At 71.5% G+C, this 20,793-nt stretch carries 21 protein-coding genes; 16 read left to right on the forward strand and 5 right to left on the reverse strand.

Annotation, left to right across the window (positions count from 1 at the left end):
* Positions 1 to 171 precede the first annotated feature (171 nt).
* The 9 genes from QM572_RS09235 (at position 172) to QM572_RS09275 (ending at position 9,077) form a co-directional block, all read left to right on the forward strand.
* On the forward strand, positions 172 to 1,149 hold the full coding sequence (locus QM572_RS09235; RefSeq protein ID WP_415092311.1) for an ABC transporter substrate-binding protein: 978 nt from the start codon (positions 172 to 174) through the stop codon (positions 1,147 to 1,149).
* Positions 1,146 to 1,940: an ABC transporter permease gene (locus QM572_RS09240; RefSeq protein WP_415092313.1), complete on the forward strand. Its 795-nt coding sequence runs from the start codon at positions 1,146 to 1,148 to the stop codon at positions 1,938 to 1,940. Before QM572_RS09235 ends, QM572_RS09240 begins: the two co-directional genes overlap by 4 nt.
* Complete coding sequence (locus QM572_RS09245) at positions 1,937 to 2,725, forward strand: ABC transporter permease (RefSeq protein WP_415092315.1); 789 nt, start codon at positions 1,937 to 1,939, stop codon at positions 2,723 to 2,725. The genes QM572_RS09240 and QM572_RS09245 overlap by 4 nt, the downstream gene beginning before the upstream one ends.
* 1 nt (position 2,726) lies before the next feature.
* Complete coding sequence (locus tag QM572_RS09250; protein WP_415092317.1) at positions 2,727 to 3,563, forward strand: ABC transporter ATP-binding protein; 837 nt, start codon at positions 2,727 to 2,729, stop codon at positions 3,561 to 3,563.
* Complete coding sequence (locus QM572_RS09255; protein WP_415092319.1) at positions 3,560 to 4,267, forward strand: 4-carboxy-4-hydroxy-2-oxoadipate aldolase/oxaloacetate decarboxylase; 708 nt, start codon at positions 3,560 to 3,562, stop codon at positions 4,265 to 4,267. Before QM572_RS09250 ends, QM572_RS09255 begins: the two co-directional genes overlap by 4 nt.
* Complete coding sequence (locus QM572_RS09260; RefSeq protein WP_415092321.1) at positions 4,267 to 5,346, forward strand: PrpF domain-containing protein; 1,080 nt, start codon at positions 4,267 to 4,269, stop codon at positions 5,344 to 5,346. Before QM572_RS09255 ends, QM572_RS09260 begins: the two co-directional genes overlap by 1 nt.
* Complete coding sequence (locus tag QM572_RS09265) at positions 5,346 to 6,311, forward strand: VOC family protein (protein ID WP_415092323.1); 966 nt, start codon at positions 5,346 to 5,348, stop codon at positions 6,309 to 6,311. The genes QM572_RS09260 and QM572_RS09265 overlap by 1 nt, the downstream gene beginning before the upstream one ends.
* 73 nt (positions 6,312 to 6,384) lie before the next feature.
* Entirely contained in the window at positions 6,385 to 7,671 is a 1,287-nt protein-coding gene (locus QM572_RS09270) for a DUF3500 domain-containing protein (RefSeq protein ID WP_415092325.1), read from the forward strand.
* Between the two features lie 5 nt (positions 7,672 to 7,676).
* A complete protein-coding gene (locus tag QM572_RS09275; protein WP_415092327.1) occupies positions 7,677 to 9,077 on the forward strand; it encodes a HupE/UreJ family protein in 1,401 nt (466 codons plus the stop codon).
* On the opposite strand, the gene QM572_RS09280 is transcribed toward QM572_RS09275, so the two are convergent.
* Positions 9,001 to 10,398 (reverse strand): aspartate aminotransferase family protein, encoded by a 1,398-nt coding sequence (locus tag QM572_RS09280; protein ID WP_415092329.1) that lies wholly within the window; start codon positions 10,396 to 10,398, stop codon positions 9,001 to 9,003. The two genes, QM572_RS09275 and QM572_RS09280, sit on opposite strands and share 77 nt — an antisense overlap.
* Positions 10,399 to 10,513: 115 nt before the next feature.
* Between QM572_RS09280 and QM572_RS09285 the strand changes: the two genes are divergently transcribed.
* Positions 10,514 to 12,211 (forward strand): amidohydrolase, encoded by a 1,698-nt coding sequence (locus tag QM572_RS09285; protein ID WP_415092331.1) that lies wholly within the window; start codon positions 10,514 to 10,516, stop codon positions 12,209 to 12,211.
* Positions 12,212 to 12,215: 4 nt separating this feature from the next.
* On the forward strand, positions 12,216 to 13,664 hold the full coding sequence (locus tag QM572_RS09290; RefSeq protein ID WP_415092333.1) for an aminobutyraldehyde dehydrogenase: 1,449 nt from the start codon (positions 12,216 to 12,218) through the stop codon (positions 13,662 to 13,664).
* 5 nt (positions 13,665 to 13,669) lie between these two features.
* Here QM572_RS09290 and QM572_RS09295 read toward each other — a convergent pair whose 3' ends face one another.
* Entirely contained in the window at positions 13,670 to 14,338 is a 669-nt protein-coding gene (locus QM572_RS09295) for a cache domain-containing protein (protein ID WP_415092335.1), read from the reverse strand.
* 8 nt (positions 14,339 to 14,346) lie between these two features.
* Entirely contained in the window at positions 14,347 to 15,105 is a 759-nt protein-coding gene (locus QM572_RS09300) for a FadR/GntR family transcriptional regulator (RefSeq protein WP_415092337.1), read from the reverse strand.
* A 121-nt stretch (positions 15,106 to 15,226) separates the two neighbouring features.
* On the opposite strand from QM572_RS09300, the gene QM572_RS09305 reads away from it, so the two are divergent.
* The 4 genes from QM572_RS09305 to QM572_RS09320 are packed head-to-tail and all read left to right on the forward strand — an operon-like array spanning position 15,227 to position 19,120.
* Positions 15,227 to 16,249: an ABC transporter ATP-binding protein gene (locus QM572_RS09305; protein WP_415092338.1), complete on the forward strand. Its 1,023-nt coding sequence runs from the start codon at positions 15,227 to 15,229 to the stop codon at positions 16,247 to 16,249.
* Positions 16,250 to 16,251: 2 nt separating this feature from the next.
* A complete protein-coding gene (locus QM572_RS09310) occupies positions 16,252 to 17,463 on the forward strand; it encodes an ABC transporter substrate-binding protein (protein ID WP_415092340.1) in 1,212 nt (403 codons plus the stop codon).
* A 48-nt stretch (positions 17,464 to 17,511) separates the two neighbouring features.
* Positions 17,512 to 18,315 (forward strand): ABC transporter permease, encoded by an 804-nt coding sequence (locus QM572_RS09315; RefSeq protein WP_415092342.1) that lies wholly within the window; start codon positions 17,512 to 17,514, stop codon positions 18,313 to 18,315.
* Between the two features lie 7 nt (positions 18,316 to 18,322).
* Positions 18,323 to 19,120 carry an ABC transporter permease gene (locus tag QM572_RS09320; protein ID WP_415092344.1) on the forward strand — a complete coding sequence of 266 codons (798 nt, stop codon included), beginning with the start codon at positions 18,323 to 18,325 and terminating at the stop codon, positions 19,118 to 19,120.
* Positions 19,121 to 19,124: 4 nt separating this feature from the next.
* Here QM572_RS09320 and QM572_RS09325 read toward each other — a convergent pair whose 3' ends face one another.
* Positions 19,125 to 19,586, reverse strand: coding sequence for a GNAT family N-acetyltransferase (locus tag QM572_RS09325; RefSeq protein ID WP_415092346.1), 462 nt, complete (start codon positions 19,584 to 19,586; stop codon positions 19,125 to 19,127).
* A complete protein-coding gene (locus tag QM572_RS09330; protein ID WP_415092348.1) occupies positions 19,583 to 19,804 on the reverse strand; it encodes a hypothetical protein in 222 nt (73 codons plus the stop codon). The genes QM572_RS09325 and QM572_RS09330 overlap by 4 nt, the downstream gene beginning before the upstream one ends.
* Positions 19,805 to 19,876: 72 nt before the next feature.
* Here QM572_RS09330 and QM572_RS09335 point away from each other — a divergent pair, with 72 nt between their 5' ends.
* Positions 19,877 to 20,770: a metallophosphoesterase family protein gene (locus tag QM572_RS09335; RefSeq protein ID WP_415092350.1), complete on the forward strand. Its 894-nt coding sequence runs from the start codon at positions 19,877 to 19,879 to the stop codon at positions 20,768 to 20,770.
* Positions 20,771 to 20,793 lie beyond the last annotated feature (23 nt).

Consider the following 20,793-nt stretch of genomic DNA (forward strand, 5'->3'; position numbering starts at 1 on the left):
GCGGGATCGGAGGCCCTACTCGGCGGGATCGGAGGCCCCATTCGCCTGGAACGTGCCAATTTTCACGCCAATTTTGTTCTTCACATTGTCAACAATCTTCTGTAACGTCGGTCACACCGAGCCGGAGGGACGCGTCCGTCCTCCCGGCCCCTCGCCCCGAAGGAGTGACCCATGCAGCACACCCCCCGTCCCGGCGTACGGCGTCGCGCCGTCCTGGGCCTGGCTCTCGCCCTCCCGCTGGCGTTCGCCGGCTGCGGCGGCAGCGACGGCGGCGACTCCGCCGACGGCACCACCTCGATCTCGGTCGGCGTCATCCCGATCATCGACGTCGCCCCGATCTACCTCGGGGTGAAGCAGGGCTTCTTCTCCGACGAGGGGCTCGACCTGAAGCTCACCACCGCCCAGGGCGGCGCGGCGATCGTGCCCGGCGTGACCTCCGGTCAGTTCCAGTTCGGCTTCTCCAACGCCGTCTCGCTCATGCTCGCCCAGAGCAAGGGCATCGATCTCGACATCGTCGCCGCGGGCGTCGCCTCGACCGGCAAGGACGGCGAGGACTTCGGCGGCATCGTGGTGCCGGCGGACAGCGCCATCGCCTCGGCCAAGGACCTCGCGGGCAAGAAGGTCGCGGTCAACACGCTGAGCAACATCAACACCGTCACCACCAACGCGGCCGTGACCGCCGACGGCGGGGACCCGTCGTCGATCGACTACGTCGAGCTCGGCTTCCCCGACGCGCTCGCGGCGGTCAAGAGCGGCGACGTGGACGCCGCCCAGCTGGTCGAGCCGTTCCTCACCGCCGCTCTCAACGCCGGCGACAAGCTGGTCTCCTCCAACTACGTCGCCACCGCGCCGGACCTCCAGTTCGCCGACTACTTCACCTCGGCCGACTACGCCAAGGACCACGCCGACGTGGTCACGAGGTTCACCACCGCGATGAACAAGTCGCTCGACTACGCGCAGCAGAACCCCGACGCCGTACGCGCCATCCTCAGCACCTACACCGACCTCGACGAGGCCACCCAGGCGGCAGTGATCCTGCCGACGTGGTCGAGCGAGATCAGCACCGACTCGCTCACCACCCTGGCCGGGTTGATGCAGAAGGACGGACTCACCTCCACCGAGGTCGACCCGTCCACCATGCTGCCGTGACCGCTGCCCACCTCTCCACCCGCCGCGGGTACGACGCCGGCCTGGGCGTCGCGGGCCTGGCCTGCGTCGTCCTGCTGGGGGAGCTGCTGCCCCGCCTCGGCCTGGTCAACGAGGAGTTCCTGCCGCCGTCGAGCACGATCGCCCGCGCCCTGGGGGATCAGCTCGGCACGGCGGAGTTCTGGACCGCGCTCGGCCAGACCCTGCGCGGCTGGCTGATCGGCCTGTCGATCGCGATGGCGGTCGGCGTCGCGGCCGGCGTGGTCATCGGCAGCAGCCGCCTCCTGCGCGAGTACACCGCCTCGACGATCGAGTTCCTCCGCCCGATCCCGTCGGTCGCGCTGATCCCGCTGGTGGTGCTCGTCTACGGGACCCAGCCGTCCTCGGCCCTCGTCCTCGTGGTCTACGCGGCGACCTGGCAGGTGCTGGTGCAGGTGCTGTACGGCGTGGCCGACGTCGATCCGGTGGTGCGCGACACCGCCCGCTCCTACCGGTTCTCGCGGGTGTCGATCCTGCGCACCGTCGTCCTGCCGACGGCCCTGCCGTACATCGTCACGGGCTTCCGGCTCGCCGCCGCGGTGGCGCTCATCCTCGAGATCACCGCCGAGCTCGTGATCGGCGTGCCGGGGCTGGGCCAGCGCATCGGCGTCGCCCAGTCCTCCAACGCGGTCGCGATCACCTACGCGCTCGTCGTGGTGGTGGGCGTCGTTGGCGTCGGCGTCAACCTCGCGGCCCGAGCGGTCGAGCGCCGCGTCCTGCGCTGGCACCCATCGGTCCGGAGGGAGCAGTCATGAGCGTGCTGCGGAACGTGGCCGGCCACGCGCTGCGCCTGCTCGCGCTGCCCGTGGTCCTCGTCGCCGCCTGGTGGGTCCTCTCGGCGGACAACACCGACGTCTTCTGGCCCTCGCTGGAGACGATCGTCAAGGCCTTCCCCGACACCTGGACGCCCGACCGGATCCAGCACGACATCGTGCCGAGCGTCGTCCGGCTGGCCATCGGCTACGGCATCGCGCTCGTGGCCGGGGTCCTGCTCGGCGTCGCGATCGGCCTCAACCGCACCCTGCGCGCCTTCCTCGAGCCGACGCTGGAGTTCTTCCGCGCGGTCCCGCCGCCGGTGCTCGTCCCGATCATCGCGCTCTTCTCCGGCTACACCGGCTGGACGGCCAAGATCGTCACGATCGCGCTCGGCTGTCTGTGGCCGATCCTGCTCAACGCGGTCGAGGGCGTCCGCGGCCTCGACGAGGTGCTGGTCGACACCGCCCGCAGCTACCGGATGAGCCGGCGCACGCGGTTCGTCCAGGTGGTGCTGCGCGGTTCGAGCCCCCAGGTCGCCGCCGGCGCCCGCCAGGCGCTGTCGATCGGCGTGATCCTCATGGTGATCAGCGAGCTCTTCGGCGCCAACCGCGGGCTCGGCGCCTCGATCGTGCAGTTCCAGCGCAGCTTCGCCATGCCCGAGATGTGGACCGGGATCATCCTGCTCGGCCTGCTCGGCTTCGTCCTCTCGATGATCTTCCGGGTCGTCGAGCACTACACCCTCGCCTGGTACCGCGGCCTGCGCCAGGCCGACCGAGGAGCCTGACATGACCTCTCCCGTCCCCGTCCCCGCGAGCGGCCCCGGCGCCATCCTCGACGTCCGCGGCCTCCGCAAGGTGTACGCCGGCCAGGGCCGCTCCGTCGAGGCGGTGCGCGACCTCACCTTCGGCGTCGCTCCCGGCGAGCTGGTCTGCATCGTCGGCCCCTCGGGCGCCGGCAAGACGACGCTGCTGCGCTGCATCGCCGGCCTGCTCGACCTCACCGCGGGCAGCGTGGAGCTGTCCGGAAGGAAGGTCGCGGGGCCGCCCGAGGGCATGGCCGTGGTCTTCCAGGAGTACGGCCGCAGCCTGTTCCCGTGGCTCACCGTGCGGCAGAACGTCGAGCTGCCGCTCAAGGAGAAGGGCTTGGCCAAGGCCGACCGGCGGGCCAAGGTCGCCGAGGCGCTGGAGGCCGTCGGGCTGACCGACTCCGCCGGCGCCCACCCCTGGCAGCTCTCGGGCGGCATGCAGCAGCGCGTCGCCATCGCCCGCGCGGTGGCGTACGAGCCGCAGGTGCTGCTGATGGACGAGCCCTTCGCCGCCGTCGACGCCCAGACCCGCGCCGACCTCGAGGATCTCGTCCGCACGCTGTGGCAGCGGCTCGGGGTCACCGTCCTGTTCGTCACCCACGACATCGATGAGGCGGTCTACCTCGGCCAGCGCGTGCTGGTCCTCTCCAACCGCCCCACGGTGATCCTGGAGGACGTCAAGGTCGACCTGCCCGACGAGCGCGACCAGCTCAACACCCGTGCCACGCCGCGGTTCGCCGAGCTCCGGCACCACGTCTACGAGCTGATCCAGCAGGCCAAGCAGGGCAGGCGCCCCGACGGCGAGGAGGCACCGTGAGACGACTCGTCGTCACCGACGTCCCCCGCCCCGACGCCGAGCAGGTCGCCGCGCTCCAGGGCTTCGGCGTCGCGACCGTGCACGAGGCGCAGGGCCGTGTCGGCAGTCTCGGCGCCGCGCTGCGACCGATCCAGCAGGGCACCGCGATCGCCGGCCCGGCCGTCACGGCGCTCTGCTGGCCGGGAGACAACCTGATGATCCATGCGGCCGTCGAGCAGTGCCGGCCCGGCGACGTCCTGGTCGTCGGCGTCGCCGCCGCCAGCACCCACGGCTTCTTCGGGGACCTGCTGGCCACCTCGCTCGCCTCCCGTGGCGTCGCCGGGCTCGTCATCGACGGCGGCGTCCGCGACACCGAGGTGCTGCGCCGGATGGGCTTTCCGGTCTGGTCGCGTCACGTGAGCGCCGAGGGCACGGTGAAGGCGACCGCCGGCAACGTGAACCTCCCCGTCGTCATCGCCGATCAGGTCATCTCCGCGGGAGACGTGATCGTCGCCGATGACGACGGGGTCGTCGTCGTCCCTCGCCTCGAGGTGCCGCAGACCGTCGAGGCCTCCCGCGCCCGGGAGGAGAAGGAGACGGCCACCCGCGACGCGCTCGCCGGCGGCCAGCTCGGCCTGGACCGCTACGACCTGCGGCCCCTGCTCCGCGACCTCGGTGTGGAGTACGTCCGCTGGGATGAGCTGGCCGAGCAGGGCGGCGCTTGATGACCGGTCCCGGAGTGCGCGGTGCCCTGATGCGCGGCGGGACCTCCAAGGGCGGGGTCTTCCTCGCCTCCGACCTGCCTGCCGATCCGGCCGAGCGGGACGCTCTCATGCTCCGGATCATGGGCAGTCCGGACCCACGCCAGATCGACGGCCTCGGCGGCGCCCACCCGCTGACCAGCAAGGTCGCCGTGGTCTCGGCGAGCGAGCTCGACGGCGTCGACGTCGACTACCTCTTCCTCCAGGTCGTGGTCGACCGCGCGGTCGTCTCCACCGGACAGACCTGCGGCAACATGCTCGCCGCGGTCGGTCCGTTCGCCGTCGATCGCGGGCTCGTGCCCGCCGTCGACCCGGTCACCGAGGTCAGCGTCCGGCTGGTCAACACCGGCACCACCGCCCTGCTCCGCGTCCAGACGCCCGGCGGCGTCGTCACGTACGACGGCGACACCACCCTCACCGGGGTCCCCGGCACCGCGGCTCCCGTCGAGGTCGTCTCCACCCCCTCCGAGAAGCCGCTGCTGCCCACCGGCAAGGCCCTCGACGCCGTCGACGGCGTCGAGGTCACCTGCATCGACAACGGCATGCCGTCGGTCCTGATCCGCGCCGCCGACCTCGGCGCTCGCGGCGACGAGCCGCCCGAGGAGCTCGAGCACGGCCCGCTCGCGGACCGCGTGCGCGCGCTGCGGGCGGCGGCGATGCCGCTGATGGGGATCGACGAGGACCCGGATGCCACCACAGTGCCGAAGATGGTCCTGCTCGGTCCCCCGGGAGAGGGTGGTTCCGTGACCACCCGCAGCTTCATCCCCGAGCGGGTCCACCAGGCGATCGGGGTGCTCGGCGCGGCCTCGGTGGCCGCGGCCGTGATGATCCCCGGCACGATCGCGGACGGCATCGCCCTACTGCCCGAGGAGGGGCAGCCGCTGCGGATCGAGCACCCCACCGGCTTCCTCGACCTCCTGGTCACCCCTGGCGACGGGGACCACCCGATCGCCTCGACCTCGGTGCTCCGCACCGCCCGCATGCTCATGGACGGGGTCGTCTACCCGGGCCCCGACCGCCACCAGAAATCGGAGGACTCCTGATGTCCGGACGTCTGGGCGACATCGCCCACATCGGCAACGTCGAGCTGCTCACCCCGGAGCTGGAAGGGTCGGTGTGGTTCTTCACCGAGATCCTCGGGCTGACCGAGGTCGGTCGCGAGGGCGACTCGGTGCTGCTGCGCACCTTCGACGACTACGAGAGGACCAGCGTCATCCTGACCCCGCACGACCAGCCGGGGATCCGACGCTCGAGCCTGCGCGCCTCCAGCCCCGAGGCGCTGGACCGGCGGATCGAGGCGATCCGTGCCGCCGGCGGCGACGGCAGCTGGGAGGAGGGGCGCGCCGGCATGGGCCGCACCTTCGTCACCGTCGACCCCGACGGTCACGAGTTCGGCCTCTACGTCGACACTGAGTGGTATGTGGCGCCGGAGGAGCTGCGCCCCTCGCTGAAGAACCAGCCGCAGGCCAAGCCCAACCGCGGCGTCGGCGTACGCCGGCTCGACCACCTCAACTTCCTCGGCGCCGACGTGCTCGCCAACGCGGAGTTCCACGAGCACGTGCTCGGCGCGATGCCGACCGAGGAGATCAAGCTCGACAGCGGCCGCGTGGCCGCCCGCTGGCTGACCTACAGCAACAAGTCCTACGACGTCGTCTACACCGAGGACTGGACCGGCTCGCAGGGCCGGCTCCATCACATCGCCTTCGCGACCGACGAGCGCACCGACATCCTCCGCGCCGCCGACCTGTGCATCGACCAGGGCGTCGTCATCGAGACCGGGCCGCACAAGCACGCGATCCAGCAGACCTTCTTCCTCTACGTCTGGGAGCCGGGCGGCAACCGGATCGAGCTGTGCAACCCGCTGACCCGTCTCGTGCTCGCCCCCGACTGGAAGCTCGTCACCTGGACCGAGAGCGAGCGGAGGAAGGGCCAGGCCTGGGGGCTCAAGACGATCGACTCCTTCCACACGGTCGGCACCCCGCCCGTCTCGGGCGACGGCGCGCGCTGACGTCTCCGCCACTCTCACGGCGAACTCAGCGAGGGATCACGACGTACTCACCTTGATTGTGAACAATAAGGTCATGACAATCGCGAACAAGACCGGTGAGCCCGGCGCCTTCTCCCGACGAACTCTGCTGCAGGGCTCCGCCGCCGCCGTCCTCGGCGCACTCGCCCTGGCCGGCTGCTCCTCCTCGGACTCCTCCTCGAGCTCCGGGGCGTCCTCGGGCACGTCGGGCACGTCGAGCGCGACCGCCGACGGCGCAGCGGCGGCGGGCTCCGTGGCCGCCCTCGCGCAGGCCTTCTACAACACGCTGGACGACGACCAGAAGGCCGCGACCCTCCTCGACTACAGCCTCAGCAACGCGCAACGCTGGTCGAACCTCCCGCAGGGGCTGCTCACCGGCGGCGCCGGAGGAGCGGGCGGCGGCAGCATGCCGAGCGGCGGCACCGAGTCCGGCGGCACGCCGCCCAGCGGCGCCTCCGAGGGCGGTGGCACTCCGCCCACCGATGCCACCGGCGGCGGCGCGACCGCGTCGAGCGGTGGTGGCAGCAGCCAGGGCCGGCTGGGCATCAACCTGGGCGAGCTGAGCGACGACCAGCTCGCTGCCTTCACCGCCCTGCTGAAGGCGGCGACCGGCACCACCGCCGGACTCGGCTACGACGAGATCACGATGCATCTCGACGCCGACGACTACCTCGGTGAGAACGGCGGCGGCGACACCTACGGCCGCGAGAACTTCTACGTCGCCATCCTCGGCAGTCCGCAGGACTCCGGCACCTGGGAGTTCCAGTTCGGCGGTCACCACCTGGCCGTCGCCAACACCTACACCGACGGCGCCCTGGTCGGTGCCACCCCCTCCTTCCGCGGCATCGAGCCGTTCGGCGACTTCACCTGGGACGGCGAGACCGAGAACGTCTTCAAGGTCAAGGCCGCTGCCCTCACCGCACTGCTCGCCGGCCTCTCCGACGACCAGCTGGCCAGTGCGGAGCTCGCCGACGTCTACACCGACCTGGTGCTCGGTCCCGGCAACGACTGGGCGTTCCCGACCGACTACGAGGGCGTCAAGGTCTCCACCCTCTCCGCCGACCAGAAGAAGCTCGTGCTGGCCGCCATCGCGACGTACGTCGACGATGTCGCCGACGACGACGCGGCGACGATCCTGGCCTCCTACGAGGACGAGCTGGACGACACCTACGTCGCCTACTCCGGCACCACCGCGCTCACCGAGAAGAACGACTACATCCGGATCGACGGGCCGTCGGTCTGGATCGAGTTCTCGATGCAGAACGGCATCGTGCTCTCCGGAAACCACCCGCACTCGGTGTGGCGCGACCGGCAGGCCGACTACGGCGGCACGCAGAGCTGACGCCGGTGGTCTCGACACTCCCACGGGTCGGGCGTGCCCTCGCCGGGGCGGCGGCCGCGATGGTCGCCGCCCTGGTGGCGACCATCGCGCTCGCCCTCCCGGCGTCGGCGCACGTCGTCCCCACCTCGTCCATCCAGCTGGCCGTCACCGACGCCGCCATCGTGGCGACCGTCGACATCCCGCTCGAGGACCTCGAGGCGGCCAGCGGGATCGACCTCGGCGAGGGTACCCAGAGCGACGTCGACGCGCAGGCCGACGCGATCGAGGCCTACCTCCTCGACCACTTCGCGCCGACCTCCGACGACGGCGCGGCCTGGACGGTCACCGAGGGCGACCTCGTCGTCTCCGATGCCGGCAACACCGCGACCACCGGGATCTACGCCCAGCTCGAGACCACCTTCACGCTCACCCCGCCGGCCGGGAGCGACGTCGAGGAGGAGGGCTCCTTCGACCTCGGCTACGACGCGGTCGTCGACCGGATCGCGACCCACACGATCATCGTCACCGTCGACTCCGACAGCACCGACGAGGACTTCAGCGGGGCCTACGAGGTCGGCACGGTCAAGCGGAACACGGTGACCAACGAGGTCGCCGACCTGCACGTCGACCTCGGCGAGAGCGGCGGCCACACCGGCCTCGCCGACATGGTCGCCCTCGGGATGCAGCACATCCGCGAGGGCACCGACCACCAGCTCTTCCTCCTGACGCTGCTCCTGCCCGCGCCGCTGCTGGCTCGCGCCCGTCGCTGGTCCGGCGCGGTCGGGATCCGCGCCGCCGTACGCCGGATCGCCACCGTGACCCTGGCGTTCGCGCTCGGACACTCGGTCACCCTGGCGCTCGGCGCCCTCGGCGTCCCGGTGCCGCAGCAGCTGGTCGAGGCGGCCATCGCCCTCAGCATCCTGGTCGCCGCCGTGCACGCGATCCGGCCGGTCTTCCCCGGCCGGGAGGCCCTGGTCGCCGGCGCGTTCGGGCTGGTCCACGGCCTGGCCTTCTCCGAGGCGCTGCGGGCCCTGAACCTCGGTGGCGTGCACCTGGTCCTCGCGCTGCTCGGGTTCAATCTCGGCATCGAGCTGATGCAGCTGCTGGTCGTGGCGCTCGTCCTGCCGCCGCTCGTGCTGCTCGCCCGGACACGCCACTACGCGCGGCTCCGGGTGGCCGCGGCGACGCTCACCGGAGCCGCGGCGGTGGCATGGCTCGTCGCCCGGCTCGGCCACCCGAACCCCGTCGCCACCCTCGCAGACGGGCTGGGCGAACTGTCGATCCCCGTCGTCGCGGCGCTGTGGCTGGCGGCAGCGGTCCTCCGGCTCGGCGGGCGAGACCGCCCGGGACTCAGAGCATCGTCGAGGCCTTCTCCAGGACCACGCGGAGGATGGACTCGATCTCGTCGAACTCTCGCTGGCCGATGATCAGCGGGGGCGAGAGCTGGATGACGGGGTCGCCTCGGTCGTCGGCGCGGCAGTAGAGGCCCTCGTCCCACAGTGCCTTCGACACGTAGCCGTAGAGGATGCGCTCGCACTCCTCCTCGGTGAAGGTCTCCTTGGTGGCCTGGTCGCGGACCAGCTCGATGCCGTAGAAGTAGCCCGAGCCGCGCACGTCGCCCACGATCGGGATGTCGCGCAGCTTCGACAAGGTGGCATGGAACGCCGTCTCGTTCTCGGTCACGTTCGCGAGCAGACCCTCGGACTCGAAGAGGTCCAGGTTGGCCAGCGCGACGGCGCAGGAGACGGGGTGACCGCCGAACGTGTAGCCGTGGTAGAACACCTCGCCGCTCTCCTTGAACGGCTCGAAGAGCCGCTCGGAGGCGATCATCGCGCCGAGCGGGGAGTAGCCCGAGGTGAGGCCCTTGGCCGAGGTGACGATGTCCGGCACGTAGTCGAACTTCTCACCCCCGAACATGGTGCCGAGGCGGCCGTAGGCGCAGATGACCTCGTCGGAGACCAGCAGGACGTCGTACGCGTCGCAGATCTCGCGCACCCGCTGCCAGTAGCCGGCCGGCGGAGGGAAGCAGCCACCGGCGTTCTGCACCGGCTCGAGGAAGACCGCGGCGACGGTGTCGGCGCCCTCGTTGAGGATGGCGATCTCGATCTGGTCGGCGGCCCAGCGGCCGAACGCCAGTTCCGAGGCCGCGTCGGTGACATCGAGGAGTCCGCCAGTGATCTCCTCCGCGCGGTAGACGTTGGTGTTGGGCACCCGGAAGGTTGAGGGCACGAGCGGCTCGAACGGCGCCTTGAGGCCGGGGATGCCGGTGATCGAGAGGGCGCCCTGGGTGGTGCCGTGGTAGGCGATCGCGCGCGAGATCACCTTGTGCTTGCCGGGCTTGCCGGTGAGCTTGAAGTAGTTCTTGGCCAGCTTCCAGGCCGACTCGACGGCCTCGCCGCCGCCGCTGGTGAAGAAGACGCGATCGAGGTCGCCCGGTGCCGCGTCGGCGAGGCGGTCCGCCAGCTCGATCGCCGTCGGGTGGGCGTAGGACCACAGCGGGTGGAAGGCCAGCTGCTGCGTCTGGCGAGCCGCGGCCTCGGCGAGCTCGGTGCGACCGTGGCCGACCTGGTTGACGAAGAGGCCGGCAAGCCCGTCGAGCACCTTCTTGCCGGTCGCGTCCCAGATGTAGGCACCCTCGCCCTTGACGATGATGGGGACGTCGGACTCGGCGTAGGTCGAGTGCCGGGTGAAGTGCATCCAGAGATGGTCCTTCGCGGCGCGCTGCATCTGGTCGTAGTCGAGTGCCATGAGAGCGAGGCTACCGATTCGGTGGCAAATGTTCGACAAGCCAACGAAATCAGTTGTTACAACTACGTCACACGGTGCTGATGCGTAGCCTGGCTCGCTCTGATAGACAGCATCCATGAGCACGACGCTGTTCGCGAACGGGCCGGTCTTCGACGGCCGCCACTACCTCCTCGGGGTGGGCGGCGTCCTCGTCCGCGACGGTGTGATCGAGGCCGTGCTCTCGGCCGACGACCCGCTCCCCGGGCCCGGGGAGGTGGACGAGATCGTCGACCAGGCCGGCGGCCTGCTCACCCCCGGCTTCACCGACGCGCACGTCCACGCCGTCCAGGGCGGCCTCGAGCGGATCCGCTGCGACCTCTCCCAGCTCTACAGCCGCGACGACTACCTCGCCACCGTCAAGGCGTACGCCGACGCCCACCCGGACCTGCCGTGGATCGTCGGCGGTGGCTGGGCCATGGCGTGCTTCCCGGGCGGCGCCCCGCTCGCTGCGGACCTCGACGCGGTCGTGCCCGATCGGCCGGTCTTCCTGGTCAACCGCGACCACCACGGCGCGTGGGCCAACACCCGGGCGTTCGAGGTCGCCGGTGTCACCGCCGCGACCCCCGACCCGCCGGACGGCTACCTCGAGCGCGACGCCGACGGCGCCCCCACGGGCACCCTGCACGAGGGCGCGATGGCGCTCGTCGCCGACCACCTGCCCGAGACCACCGACGAGGAGCTGATGGCCGGGCTGCTCGAGGCGCAGGCCTACCTCCACTCCGTCGGCGTGACCGGCTGGCAGGACGCGATCGTCGGCGCCTACGCGGGCATGACCGACCCCGGCCCGACCTACGCCGCCGCGACCCGCGACGGCCTGCTCACCGCCGACGTCGTCGGCGCGCTGTGGTGGGACCGCGACCGCGGCGTCGAGCAGATCCCCGACCTGGTGGCGCTCCGCGCGTCCTACGACAGCCAAGCGGGCGGACAACCCGGATCGGCTCGTCCGGGCTTTCGCGCCACCAGCGTGAAGGTGATGCAGGACGGCGTGCCGGAGAACGGCACGGCCTCGATGAGCACGCCGTATCTCGACCGCTGCCACGGCCACCTCACCGCCAACTCCGGCCACTCCTTCGTCGACCCCGCCGTGCTGCGCGAGGCCGCGCCGCTGCTCACCGCCGAGGGGTTCCAGATCCACATCCACGCCATCGGCGACGGCGCCGTGACCGAGTCGCTGGACGCTCTCGAGGCGGCGATCGAGGCCTATCCCGGTGCCGACCGGCGCCACCACGTCGCGCACCTGCAGTTCGTCCGACCCGAGGACCAGCCGCGCTTCGGCGCCTCCGGCGTCGCGGTGAACATGCAGACGCTGTGGGCCTGCCACGACGACCAGATGGTCGACCTCGTCATCCCGCAGGTCGGGACCGAGCGGGCCGCCTGGCAGTACCCCTGGGCCACCATGCTCGCGGCCGGCGCCCGGCTCGTCGCGGGCAGCGACTGGCCGGTCAGCACTCCCGACCCCTGGCAGGCCCTCCACGTCGCGGTCAACCGGACCGACCCCGGTCGCGGCGGCGACATCAACCCCGATCCGCTCAACCCCGATCCGCTCAACCCGGAGCAGGCGATCCCGTTGGAGGCCGCGCTGACGGCGTACACGAGCGGGAGCGCGTGGGTGAACCACCGCGACGACGCCGGCCTCATCGCGCCGGGCATGACCGCCGACCTCGTGGTCCACGACCGCGACCCCTTCGCCACCGAGCCCGACGGCATCGCCGACGTCACCGTGGTCTCCACGTGGGTCGGCGGAGTCAAGGTCTACGACAGCACGGAGAAGTGATGAGATGCAGCAGCTGAGGAACGTCATCGACGGCGAGCTCGTCGACGCCGCCGACGGCACGACGTACGACGTCGTCGACCCCTCCACCGGCACGGTCTACGCCGCCGCGCCGATGTCGGGCGCCGAGGACGTCGACCGCGCCTTCAGGGCCGCCGAGCGGGCCTTCGAGACGTGGGGCGAGACCACCCCGCGCGAGCGCTCGGAGATGCTGTTGCGCCTCGCGACGCTCATGGAGGAGCGCGCCGAGGACCTGCTCGCCGCCGAGGTGAGGGACACCGGCAAGCCCTACGCGCTCACCAAGAGCGAGGAGATGCCCGCGACGATCGACCACCTCCGCTTCTTCGCCGGCGCCGCGCGCGTGATGGAGGGGACGGCCGCGGGGGAGTACCTCGCCGACCACACCTCGATCATCCGCCGCGAGCCGATCGGCGTCGTCGCCCAGGTCTGCCCCTGGAACTACCCGCTCAACATGATGGCGTGGAAGATCGGCCCGGCGCTGGCGGCGGGCAACACCATCGTGCTCAAGCCGTCGGACACCACGCCCGCCGCCTCCCTGCTCCTGGCCGAGCTCGCCCAGGAGATCCTGCCGCCCGGCGTGCTCAACGTGATCGCGGGCGACCGGGCCACCGGCGCCGCGATGACGACCCACCCCACGCCGCAGCTGGTCGCGATCACCGGCTCGGTCCGCGCGGGCATCGAGGTCGCGAAGGCCTCCGCCGAGGACGTGAAGCGGGTCCACCTCGAGCTCGGCGGCAAGGCGCCGGTGATCGTCTTCGACGACCTCGACGACGCGGGCATCGAGCGCGCGGCGACCGCGATCGCGGAGGCGGGCTACTTCAACGCCGGCCAGGACTGCACCGCCGCCACCCGGCTGCTCGTCCAGGACGGCATCCACGACGAGTTCGTCGCCGCGCTCGCCGAGGCCGCCCGCGCGACGCGTACCGGCCTGCCGTACGACGAGGACGTCTTCTTCGGCGCGCTCAACAACTCCGGGCAGCTGGAGCGGGTCGCCGGCCTGGTCGACGCGCTGCCCGACCACGCGAGCGTCGCCGCCGGCGGCCGACGTGCCACCGTGCCCGGGGGAGAGGGCGGCTACTTCTACGAGCCCACGGTGCTCGCCGGACTGCGCCAGGACGACGCCCTCGTCCAGGACGAGATCTTCGGCCCCGTGATCACCGCCCAGCGGTTCGGCGACGAGGCGCAGGCGCTCGCCTATGCGAACGGCGTGCGCTACGCCCTCGGCTCCTCGGTGTGGACGAAGGACCACGGCCGCGCGATGCGGGTCTCCAAGCGCCTCGACTTCGGCGTGGTGTGGATCAACACCCACATCCCCTTCGTCTCCGAGATGCCCCACGGCGGCTTCAAGCACTCCGGCTACGGCAAGGACCTCTCCCGCTACGGCTTCGACGACTACACCCGGATCAAGCACGTGATGTCGTACATCGGGGAGTGACCGGGTCAGGGGACGACGACGGAGAGCGGCAGGCCCGCGCACGCGTACGTCGTCCCCGGGCCCACCCGGTCGCCGGGTCCGATGTGGGGGTCGGCGGAGACGACGGCTCGGCCGTGCTCGCTCACCAGCGTGGCGCCGCTCGCCCGGAGTCCGGGCAGCAGCATCCGCTCGAGCGTCTCGACGAGGGTGTCGGCGCCGACCACGCCCACCATCCGCCCGTCGACCGTCACGGGCGCGGTGGCGGTCACGGTGTACTCGTCGGTGCAGACGAAGTCGACGTACGGCCCGGTCAGATGTCGGCGCCCGGTGCGCTCGGGCACCGTGAACCACGGCCGCCGGGTGTAGTCGAAGACCTCGGTGGCGGGGCCGCTGGGCTCGGCGAGCAGGGCGCGGTTGTCGCCCTGCCACCACGCGAGGTAGAGCGGACGGTCGGCGAGCGCGTCGCGAGCGGCGACGAAGCCGCCGCCGACCAGGCTGTGCGGGCCGTCGAGGAAGGCGAGCGCCCGGCCGATGATCGCGGTCGAGGCCATCGCCGCGGTGACCGGACCCGCCGAGAAGAGCTCGACCAGCGTGTCGGACCACACCGCGAGCTCGTCGTAGATCCGATGGAAGTGCCGCTCGACGGCGCCGACGGTCTCCTCCACCGTCGACACGGGCACGAGGGCGGGTCGCATGGGCGTCATCATCGCACCGCCGCATGGAGGTCGGCCAGACGCTCGAGCGCCTCGTGGAGCTGCTCCCGGGTGGTCTCCCGCGCCGTCGCGGTGTCGCCCGACTCCAGGGCGTCGGCCATGCGGGCCAGCCTCCGGCGGGTGGCCTCACGATGCTCGGCGTCGGCGAGTGGGAGGCGCAGCAGAGAGCCGAAGTCGGCCTCGAGCCGGATCACCTCCCGGGTCAGCCGGGCGGACTGCGTCAGTGCGGCCACCGCGAGGTAGAGCTCGGTCTCGGCGCGCCGCCAAGCGCCCACGTCGGCCTCGCCGCCGGGCTCCTCGGGCCGCGGGACGATGCCCCGGACGTACTCCACCTCCGCCGGGTCCACCCGCCCGGCCGCCAGCTCGGCGCACCCGGTGAGCACCACCACGTAGTGGCTGCCGCGGTCGCGCAGCTCGAGCCGCGACATCGACGCGAGCCGCGCCCCGGCCTGGTCCTCGCCGCTCTGGGCGGTGACGAAGCTGCCCCCGTTGCGGCCGCGCGTCGTCCTGACGAGGCCCTGCCGGCGCAGGGCGACCAGGGCCTCGCGGGCCGTCACGAGCGCCACGCCCAGCCGATGCGCCAGCTCGGCCTCGCTGGGCAGCCGCTCGCCCTCCACCAGCAGTCCCGAGCGGATCGCCTCGGCGATGCGCCGCTCCACCAGCAGGGCGCGACCCCCGTCGCCGAGCGGGGCGAAGATCGCGGCGCGTGCCGGGCTCGCCTCGTGGCGATGTCCGCCGGTGCCGGTCATCCGCGTCCTCCTCTCCCCGGTCCTACCGTCTCAGTTTTTACGACCCGCTGACACGAGACACGTCCAGAATTAACATATGACTCCATATGATTTCCGGACTCACAACGATGAGGAGGAGCCGATGACCGGCACGGCCATCCGGCTGAGCGGACTGAGCAAGACGTACGGCGACACCGCGGCGGTCGACGGGCTCGACCTCGAGGTGGCCGACGGGGAGTTCTTCTCGATGCTCGGCCCGTCCGGCTCGGGGAAGACCACCGTGCTGCGGCTCATCGCCGGATTCGAGCGACCGACGGCCGGCACCATCGAGCTCGCCGGCGCCGACGTCACCGCCGTCCCGGCGCACCGGCGCGACGTGAACACGGTCTTCCAGGACTACGCGCTCTTCCCGCACCTCACCGTCGGCGGCAACGTGGAGTACGGCCTCAAGGTGAAGAGGGTCCCGGCCGCCACGCGCCGGGCCCGCGCCGAGGAGGCGCTCGCCCAGGTGCGGCTGGAGGGGTTCGCGGGCCGCAAGCCGGGCCAGCTCTCCGGAGGGCAGCGGCAGCGGGTCGCCCTCGCCCGTGCGCTGGTCAATCGGCCCACGGTGCTCCTGCTCGACGAGCCGCTGGGCGCCCTCGACCTCAAGCTCCGCCGGGAGATGCAGCTGGAGCTCAAGGAGATCCAGCGCGAGGTCGGCATCACCTTCGTGTTCGTCACCCACGACCAGGAGGAGGCGCTGACGATGAGCGACCGCATCGCCGTCTTCAACGCCGGCCGGATCGAGCAGCTCGCGACGCCCGTCGGCCTCTACGAGCAGCCGGCCAACGCATTCGTCGCCGGATTCGTCGGCACCACCAACCTCCTCGACGGCGCGGAGTTCGCCCCCGCGTCGAGCGGCATCACCGGCCCGGTCGCCGTACGCCCCGAGCGGCTGCACCTCGGGACGCCCGCCGGAGGAACGCAGAGCGCGGACGGCGTGATCGCCGAGGTGGTCTATCTCGGCGCCGCGACCCACACCGTGGTCGCCCTCGATGTCGGCCCGACCGTCACGGTCTCCCAGCCCAACTCCGCCAGCGCCCACCTCGCCGCGCGCGGCGATCGCGTCACCGTCAGCTGGCGCCCCGACGACCTCGTCCCGCTCACCCACCACACCAGGAGTTGAAGATGCAGAAGTCACATCGCATGCGGGCCGGCGCCCTGGCGGCCGTCGGCGTGCTCGCCCTGTCCGCCTGCGGGTCCTCGGACTCGTCGGGGTCCTCGTCGTCGGGAGGCTTCGAGGCACCCGACGTCCCCATGGTGAAGTCCCTCGGGGAGAACGAGGGATCGGTGAGCATCCTGGCGTGGCCGGGCTACGCCGAGGACGGGAGCAACGACCCGGCGTACGACTGGGTGACGCCGTTCGAGCAGGAGACCGGCTGCGAGGCGACGGTGAAGTACTTCGGCTCCTCCGACGAGGCGCTCAACCTGATGAAGACCGGCGACTACGACGTCGTGTCGGCGTCGGGCGACGCCACCCTCCGGCTCATCGCCGGCGGCTACGTCCAGCCGGTCAACACCGACCTGCTCGAGAACTACGGAGACATCCAGTCCTTCCTCAAGGACACCGACTACAACTCCGTCGACGGCCAGATGTACGGCATGCCGCAGGGCTGGGGCGCCAACCTGCTGACCTGGAATCCCGACGTCGTCACCACCGCGCCGACCAGCTGGGCCGACATGTTCGACGCCGACTCGCCGTACGCCGGCAAGATCTCGGCCTACGACAGCCCGATCTACATCGCCGACGCGGCGCTGGTGCTCATGCAGACCAAGCCGGAGCTCGAGATCACCAACCCCTACGCGCTCGACCAGGACCAGTTCGACGCGGCGGTGTCGTTGCTCAAGACCCAGCGCAAGGTGGTCGGCGAGTACTGGTCGGACTACGCCGCCCAGCAGCAGGCCTTCGAGAAGGGCGACGACGTGCTCGGCACCTCGTGGCAGGTCATCGTCAACCTCGTCGACGCCGACAAGAAGCCGATCCAGAGCATCGTCCCCGAGGAGGGCGCCACAGGCTGGTCGGACACCTGGATGATCAACGCGAAGTCCGAGCACCCGAACTGCGCCTATGCCTGGCTGGACTACATCGGCGGGCCCGAGGGCAACGCCGCCTCGGCCTACTACTTCGGTGAGGCGCCGGCCAACGCCAAGGCGTGCGACACCATCGCGACCGTCGACGACGACGCGACGTTCTGCGACACCTTCCACGCCTCCGACGAGGCCTACGCCAAGAAGATCTGGTACTGGACCACGCCCATCTCCGACTGCCTCGACGGCCGTGACACCGAGTGCGTGCCGTACTCGGAGTGGGCCAAGGCCTGGACCGAGATCAAGGGCTGACGCATGGGTGACCGGTCAGGGTCTCGAGGTTCGCGACGTCCCGGGGGAGTGACGCTGGCACTCCTCACGCCGCCGATGCTGTGGCTCGGCGTCGCCTACCTCGGGGCCCTGGCCGCGCTGCTGCTCACGGCGTTCTGGACCGCCGACGAGTACACCGGCGCCATCGTCCGCACGTTCACACTCGACAACATCACGTCGCTGCTGACCGACGGGGTCTACCGCACGGTGGCGCTGAGGACCGTGGGCGTCGCGCTCCTCGTGACGGTCGTGGACGTCGTACTGGCGCTGCCGATCGCGTTCTTCATGGCCAAGATCGCGACCGCTCGCTGGCAGCGGGTGCTCGTCATCGCGGTGCTGATGCCGCTGTGGGCGTCCTACCTGGTCAAGGCCTACGCCTGGCGCGCGATGCTCTCGGAGTCGGGCCCGCTCGCCTCCCTCGGCATCCACCTCGGCTACGGCCTCAGCGGGCTGGTCATCACGCTCGCCTATCTGTGGCTGCCCTACATGATCCTTCCGGTGTGCGCCGGGTTCCAGCGGCTGCCGGGCTCCCTGCTCGAGGCCTCGGCGGATCTGGGGGCCTCTACGGCGACCACCTTCCGCAGGGTGATCGTCCCGACCGTGTTCCCCTCGATCGTCGCCGGATCGATCTTCACCTTCTCGCTGTCACTCGGCGACTACGTCGCGGTCAAGATCGTCGGCGGTCCGACGCAGGTGCTCGGCGGGGTGGTCTACCAGTCGGTCGGCACCGCCAACGACCTGCCCTTCGCGGCCGCGCTGGCGTTCGTCCCGGCCGTCGTCATGCTGGTCTACCTGTGGGCCGTGCGACGCACCGGCGCCCTCGAGAGCCTGTGAGGGCCCGATGATCTCGACCCGTCTCCGCGTCCTCTACGGCGCCGCCACCACCGTCGTGCTGGCGGTGATCTACCTGCCGCTGATGCTGGTGGTGCTCAACTCCTTCAACACCTCCAAGACCTTCGCCTGGCCGCCCACCGGCTACACCGTGGACTGGTGGTCGCGCGCCTTCCACTCCGACGGCGTGCGGCACGCGCTGCTCGTCTCCGTCGAGGTGGCGCTGCTTGCCACGCTGGTCTCGCTCGTGCTCGGCACCCTCGCCGCGCTCGGCCTGCAGCGGGGCCGGTTCTTCGGCCGCACGGCCGTGTCGCTGCTGATCATCCTGCCGATCGCCCTGCCCGGCATCGTCACCGGCGTCGCGCTCAACAACATGTTCCAGTCGGTGCTCGGGCTGCGGCTCGGCTTCCTCACGATCGTGATCGCGCACGCCACCTTCTGCATCGTGACGGTCTTCAACAACGTCCAGGCGCGGCTGCGGCGGCTCGGCGGCTCCCTGACGGAGGCCTCGGCGGACCTCGGCGCGTCGCCGCTCATGACGTTCCGGCTGGTCACCTTTCCGCTGCTGCGCTCGGCACTGCTCGCCGGGGCCCTGCTGGCCTTCGCGCTCTCCTTCGACGAGATCGTGGTGACGACCTTCACCGCGGGCGCCCGGGACCAGACCCTGCCGATCTGGATCTTCGCCAACCTCTTCCGGCCCAACCAGGCCCCGGTCGTCAACGCCGTCGCCGCGTTCCTCGTCGTCGTCTCGATCGTCCCGATCTGGCTCGCCCAGCGGCTCTCCGGCTCCGACGACCCGGTCCGCTAGGTCCTCAACCGTCGAGCGGCAAGATCATGAGCTCGGTCGCGCTCCGGAGTCCCGCCCGCTCGTAGAGCGGCACCGACCGCTCGCTCGGCGCCAGCACGACGCGGGCGAAGTCCTGCTCCCGCGCGTACGCCGTGCACGCCTCGATCAGCTCCCTGCCGATCCCGCAGCCCCGGTGAACGGGGTCGACGAAGAGGTTGCCGACGTAGCCCCAGGCGCCCTTGACGTCCGTGCCGGTCGGATAGGGCATCCGGGTGAACGTCGTCAGGTTGACCATCCCGACGGCCGCGCCGTCGACCTCGGCCAGCCAGAACCGCCGCCGCTCGCCCTCGGCCGCGAGCCACGCCGCGAACCTCTCGCCGAACCCGGGCTCGTCGGTCGGAGCGCCCTTCTCCGCCGCCCACCCCCGCCGCAGCCGGATCAGTGCCCCGACGTCGTCTCCGGTCGCCGCACGGACCCGCTCGCTCACCGCCGCGAGGCGCCGCGACGTGCGAGGGAGACCATCACGGTCGCCGCGAAGCCGGCCAGGGCGAGCGCGGCCGCGGCATGCCAGACGCCGTCGCCGGCGGAGAGGAGGCTCAGCGCGAGCGCACCGAGCAGCCCGAGCGCGACCCACGCCGCCGCTCCGCCGAGCACCGCGCCGGCGATGTCGAGAGTCCGCTCGTCCCGCTCCGCCTGAGTCCGCATGCGCTCCATTCTCCGCAGCGGCACCGCTCGGCGCTACCGGTCTCGGCGCGCGGGTCGGGCCAGGATGGTCGCGTGACCCGGATCCTCCACCTCTCCGACCCGCACGTGCCCGCGACCGGCCCCGACATGGACGGCGTCGACGCGATCGGCTCGCTCGAGCGGATCCTCCACGACGTGCGCCATGTGCCCGACCTGGACCTCATCGTCGTCAGCGGCGACATCGCCGACGACGGATCGGCGGCGGGATGTGAGGCCGTCCGCGAGCGGGTCGGCGCCTTCGCGGCCGAGCGCGGCATCCCGCACGTCTACAGCACCGGCAACCATGACGACCGCGACGCCTTCGCGGCCGCGCTGGGCACCGGCCACCTCGGCGCCGGCGGCGCCGACCGCGGCACGCTCCTCGACCCGGACGGAGGCACGCGTGCGGCGGTGAGCGACCTCGGCGGGCTCCGCGTCGTCACCCTCGACAGCCTCGTGCCCGGCCAGGGGCACGGTGTCATCGGCGAGCGCCAGCTCGCCGCGCTCGCCACCGTCCTGGCCTCGTCCGCGCCCCGGGGGACCGTCCTCGCCTTCCACCACCCGCCGCTGCGCATCCCCGCCATCCCGTACGCCGAGCGTGCGGTGCTCCAGGACATCGACGCGCTCGCCGACGTGGTCCGGGGGACCGACGTGCGCGTGATCCTGACCGGCCACCTCCATCTGCAGGCGAGCGGCTTCCTCGCCGGTGTGCCCGTCTGGGTGACGCCGGGCATCGTCACCCGGATCGACACCTCCGCCGCACCCGGCATCGTCCGTGGCGTCCTCGGCGCGAGCGCCTCCGTCGTCGACCTCTCCGGCGACAGCAGTGGCGACAGCAGTGGCGATGGACCGACCTTCCACGTGATCCACGCCCGCGATCCGCGCGCCGGCGAGGAGGTCTACGCCTACGACGCCCTCACCGGCCAGGACGTGACCGAGCCCGCCTGACGAGGGAGGCGTCGCCAAACGTG

Source organism: Nocardioides sp. (genome assembly GCF_047607365.1).
In the GTDB taxonomy this organism is placed as follows: Bacteria; Actinomycetota; Actinomycetes; order Propionibacteriales; family Nocardioidaceae; genus Nocardioides.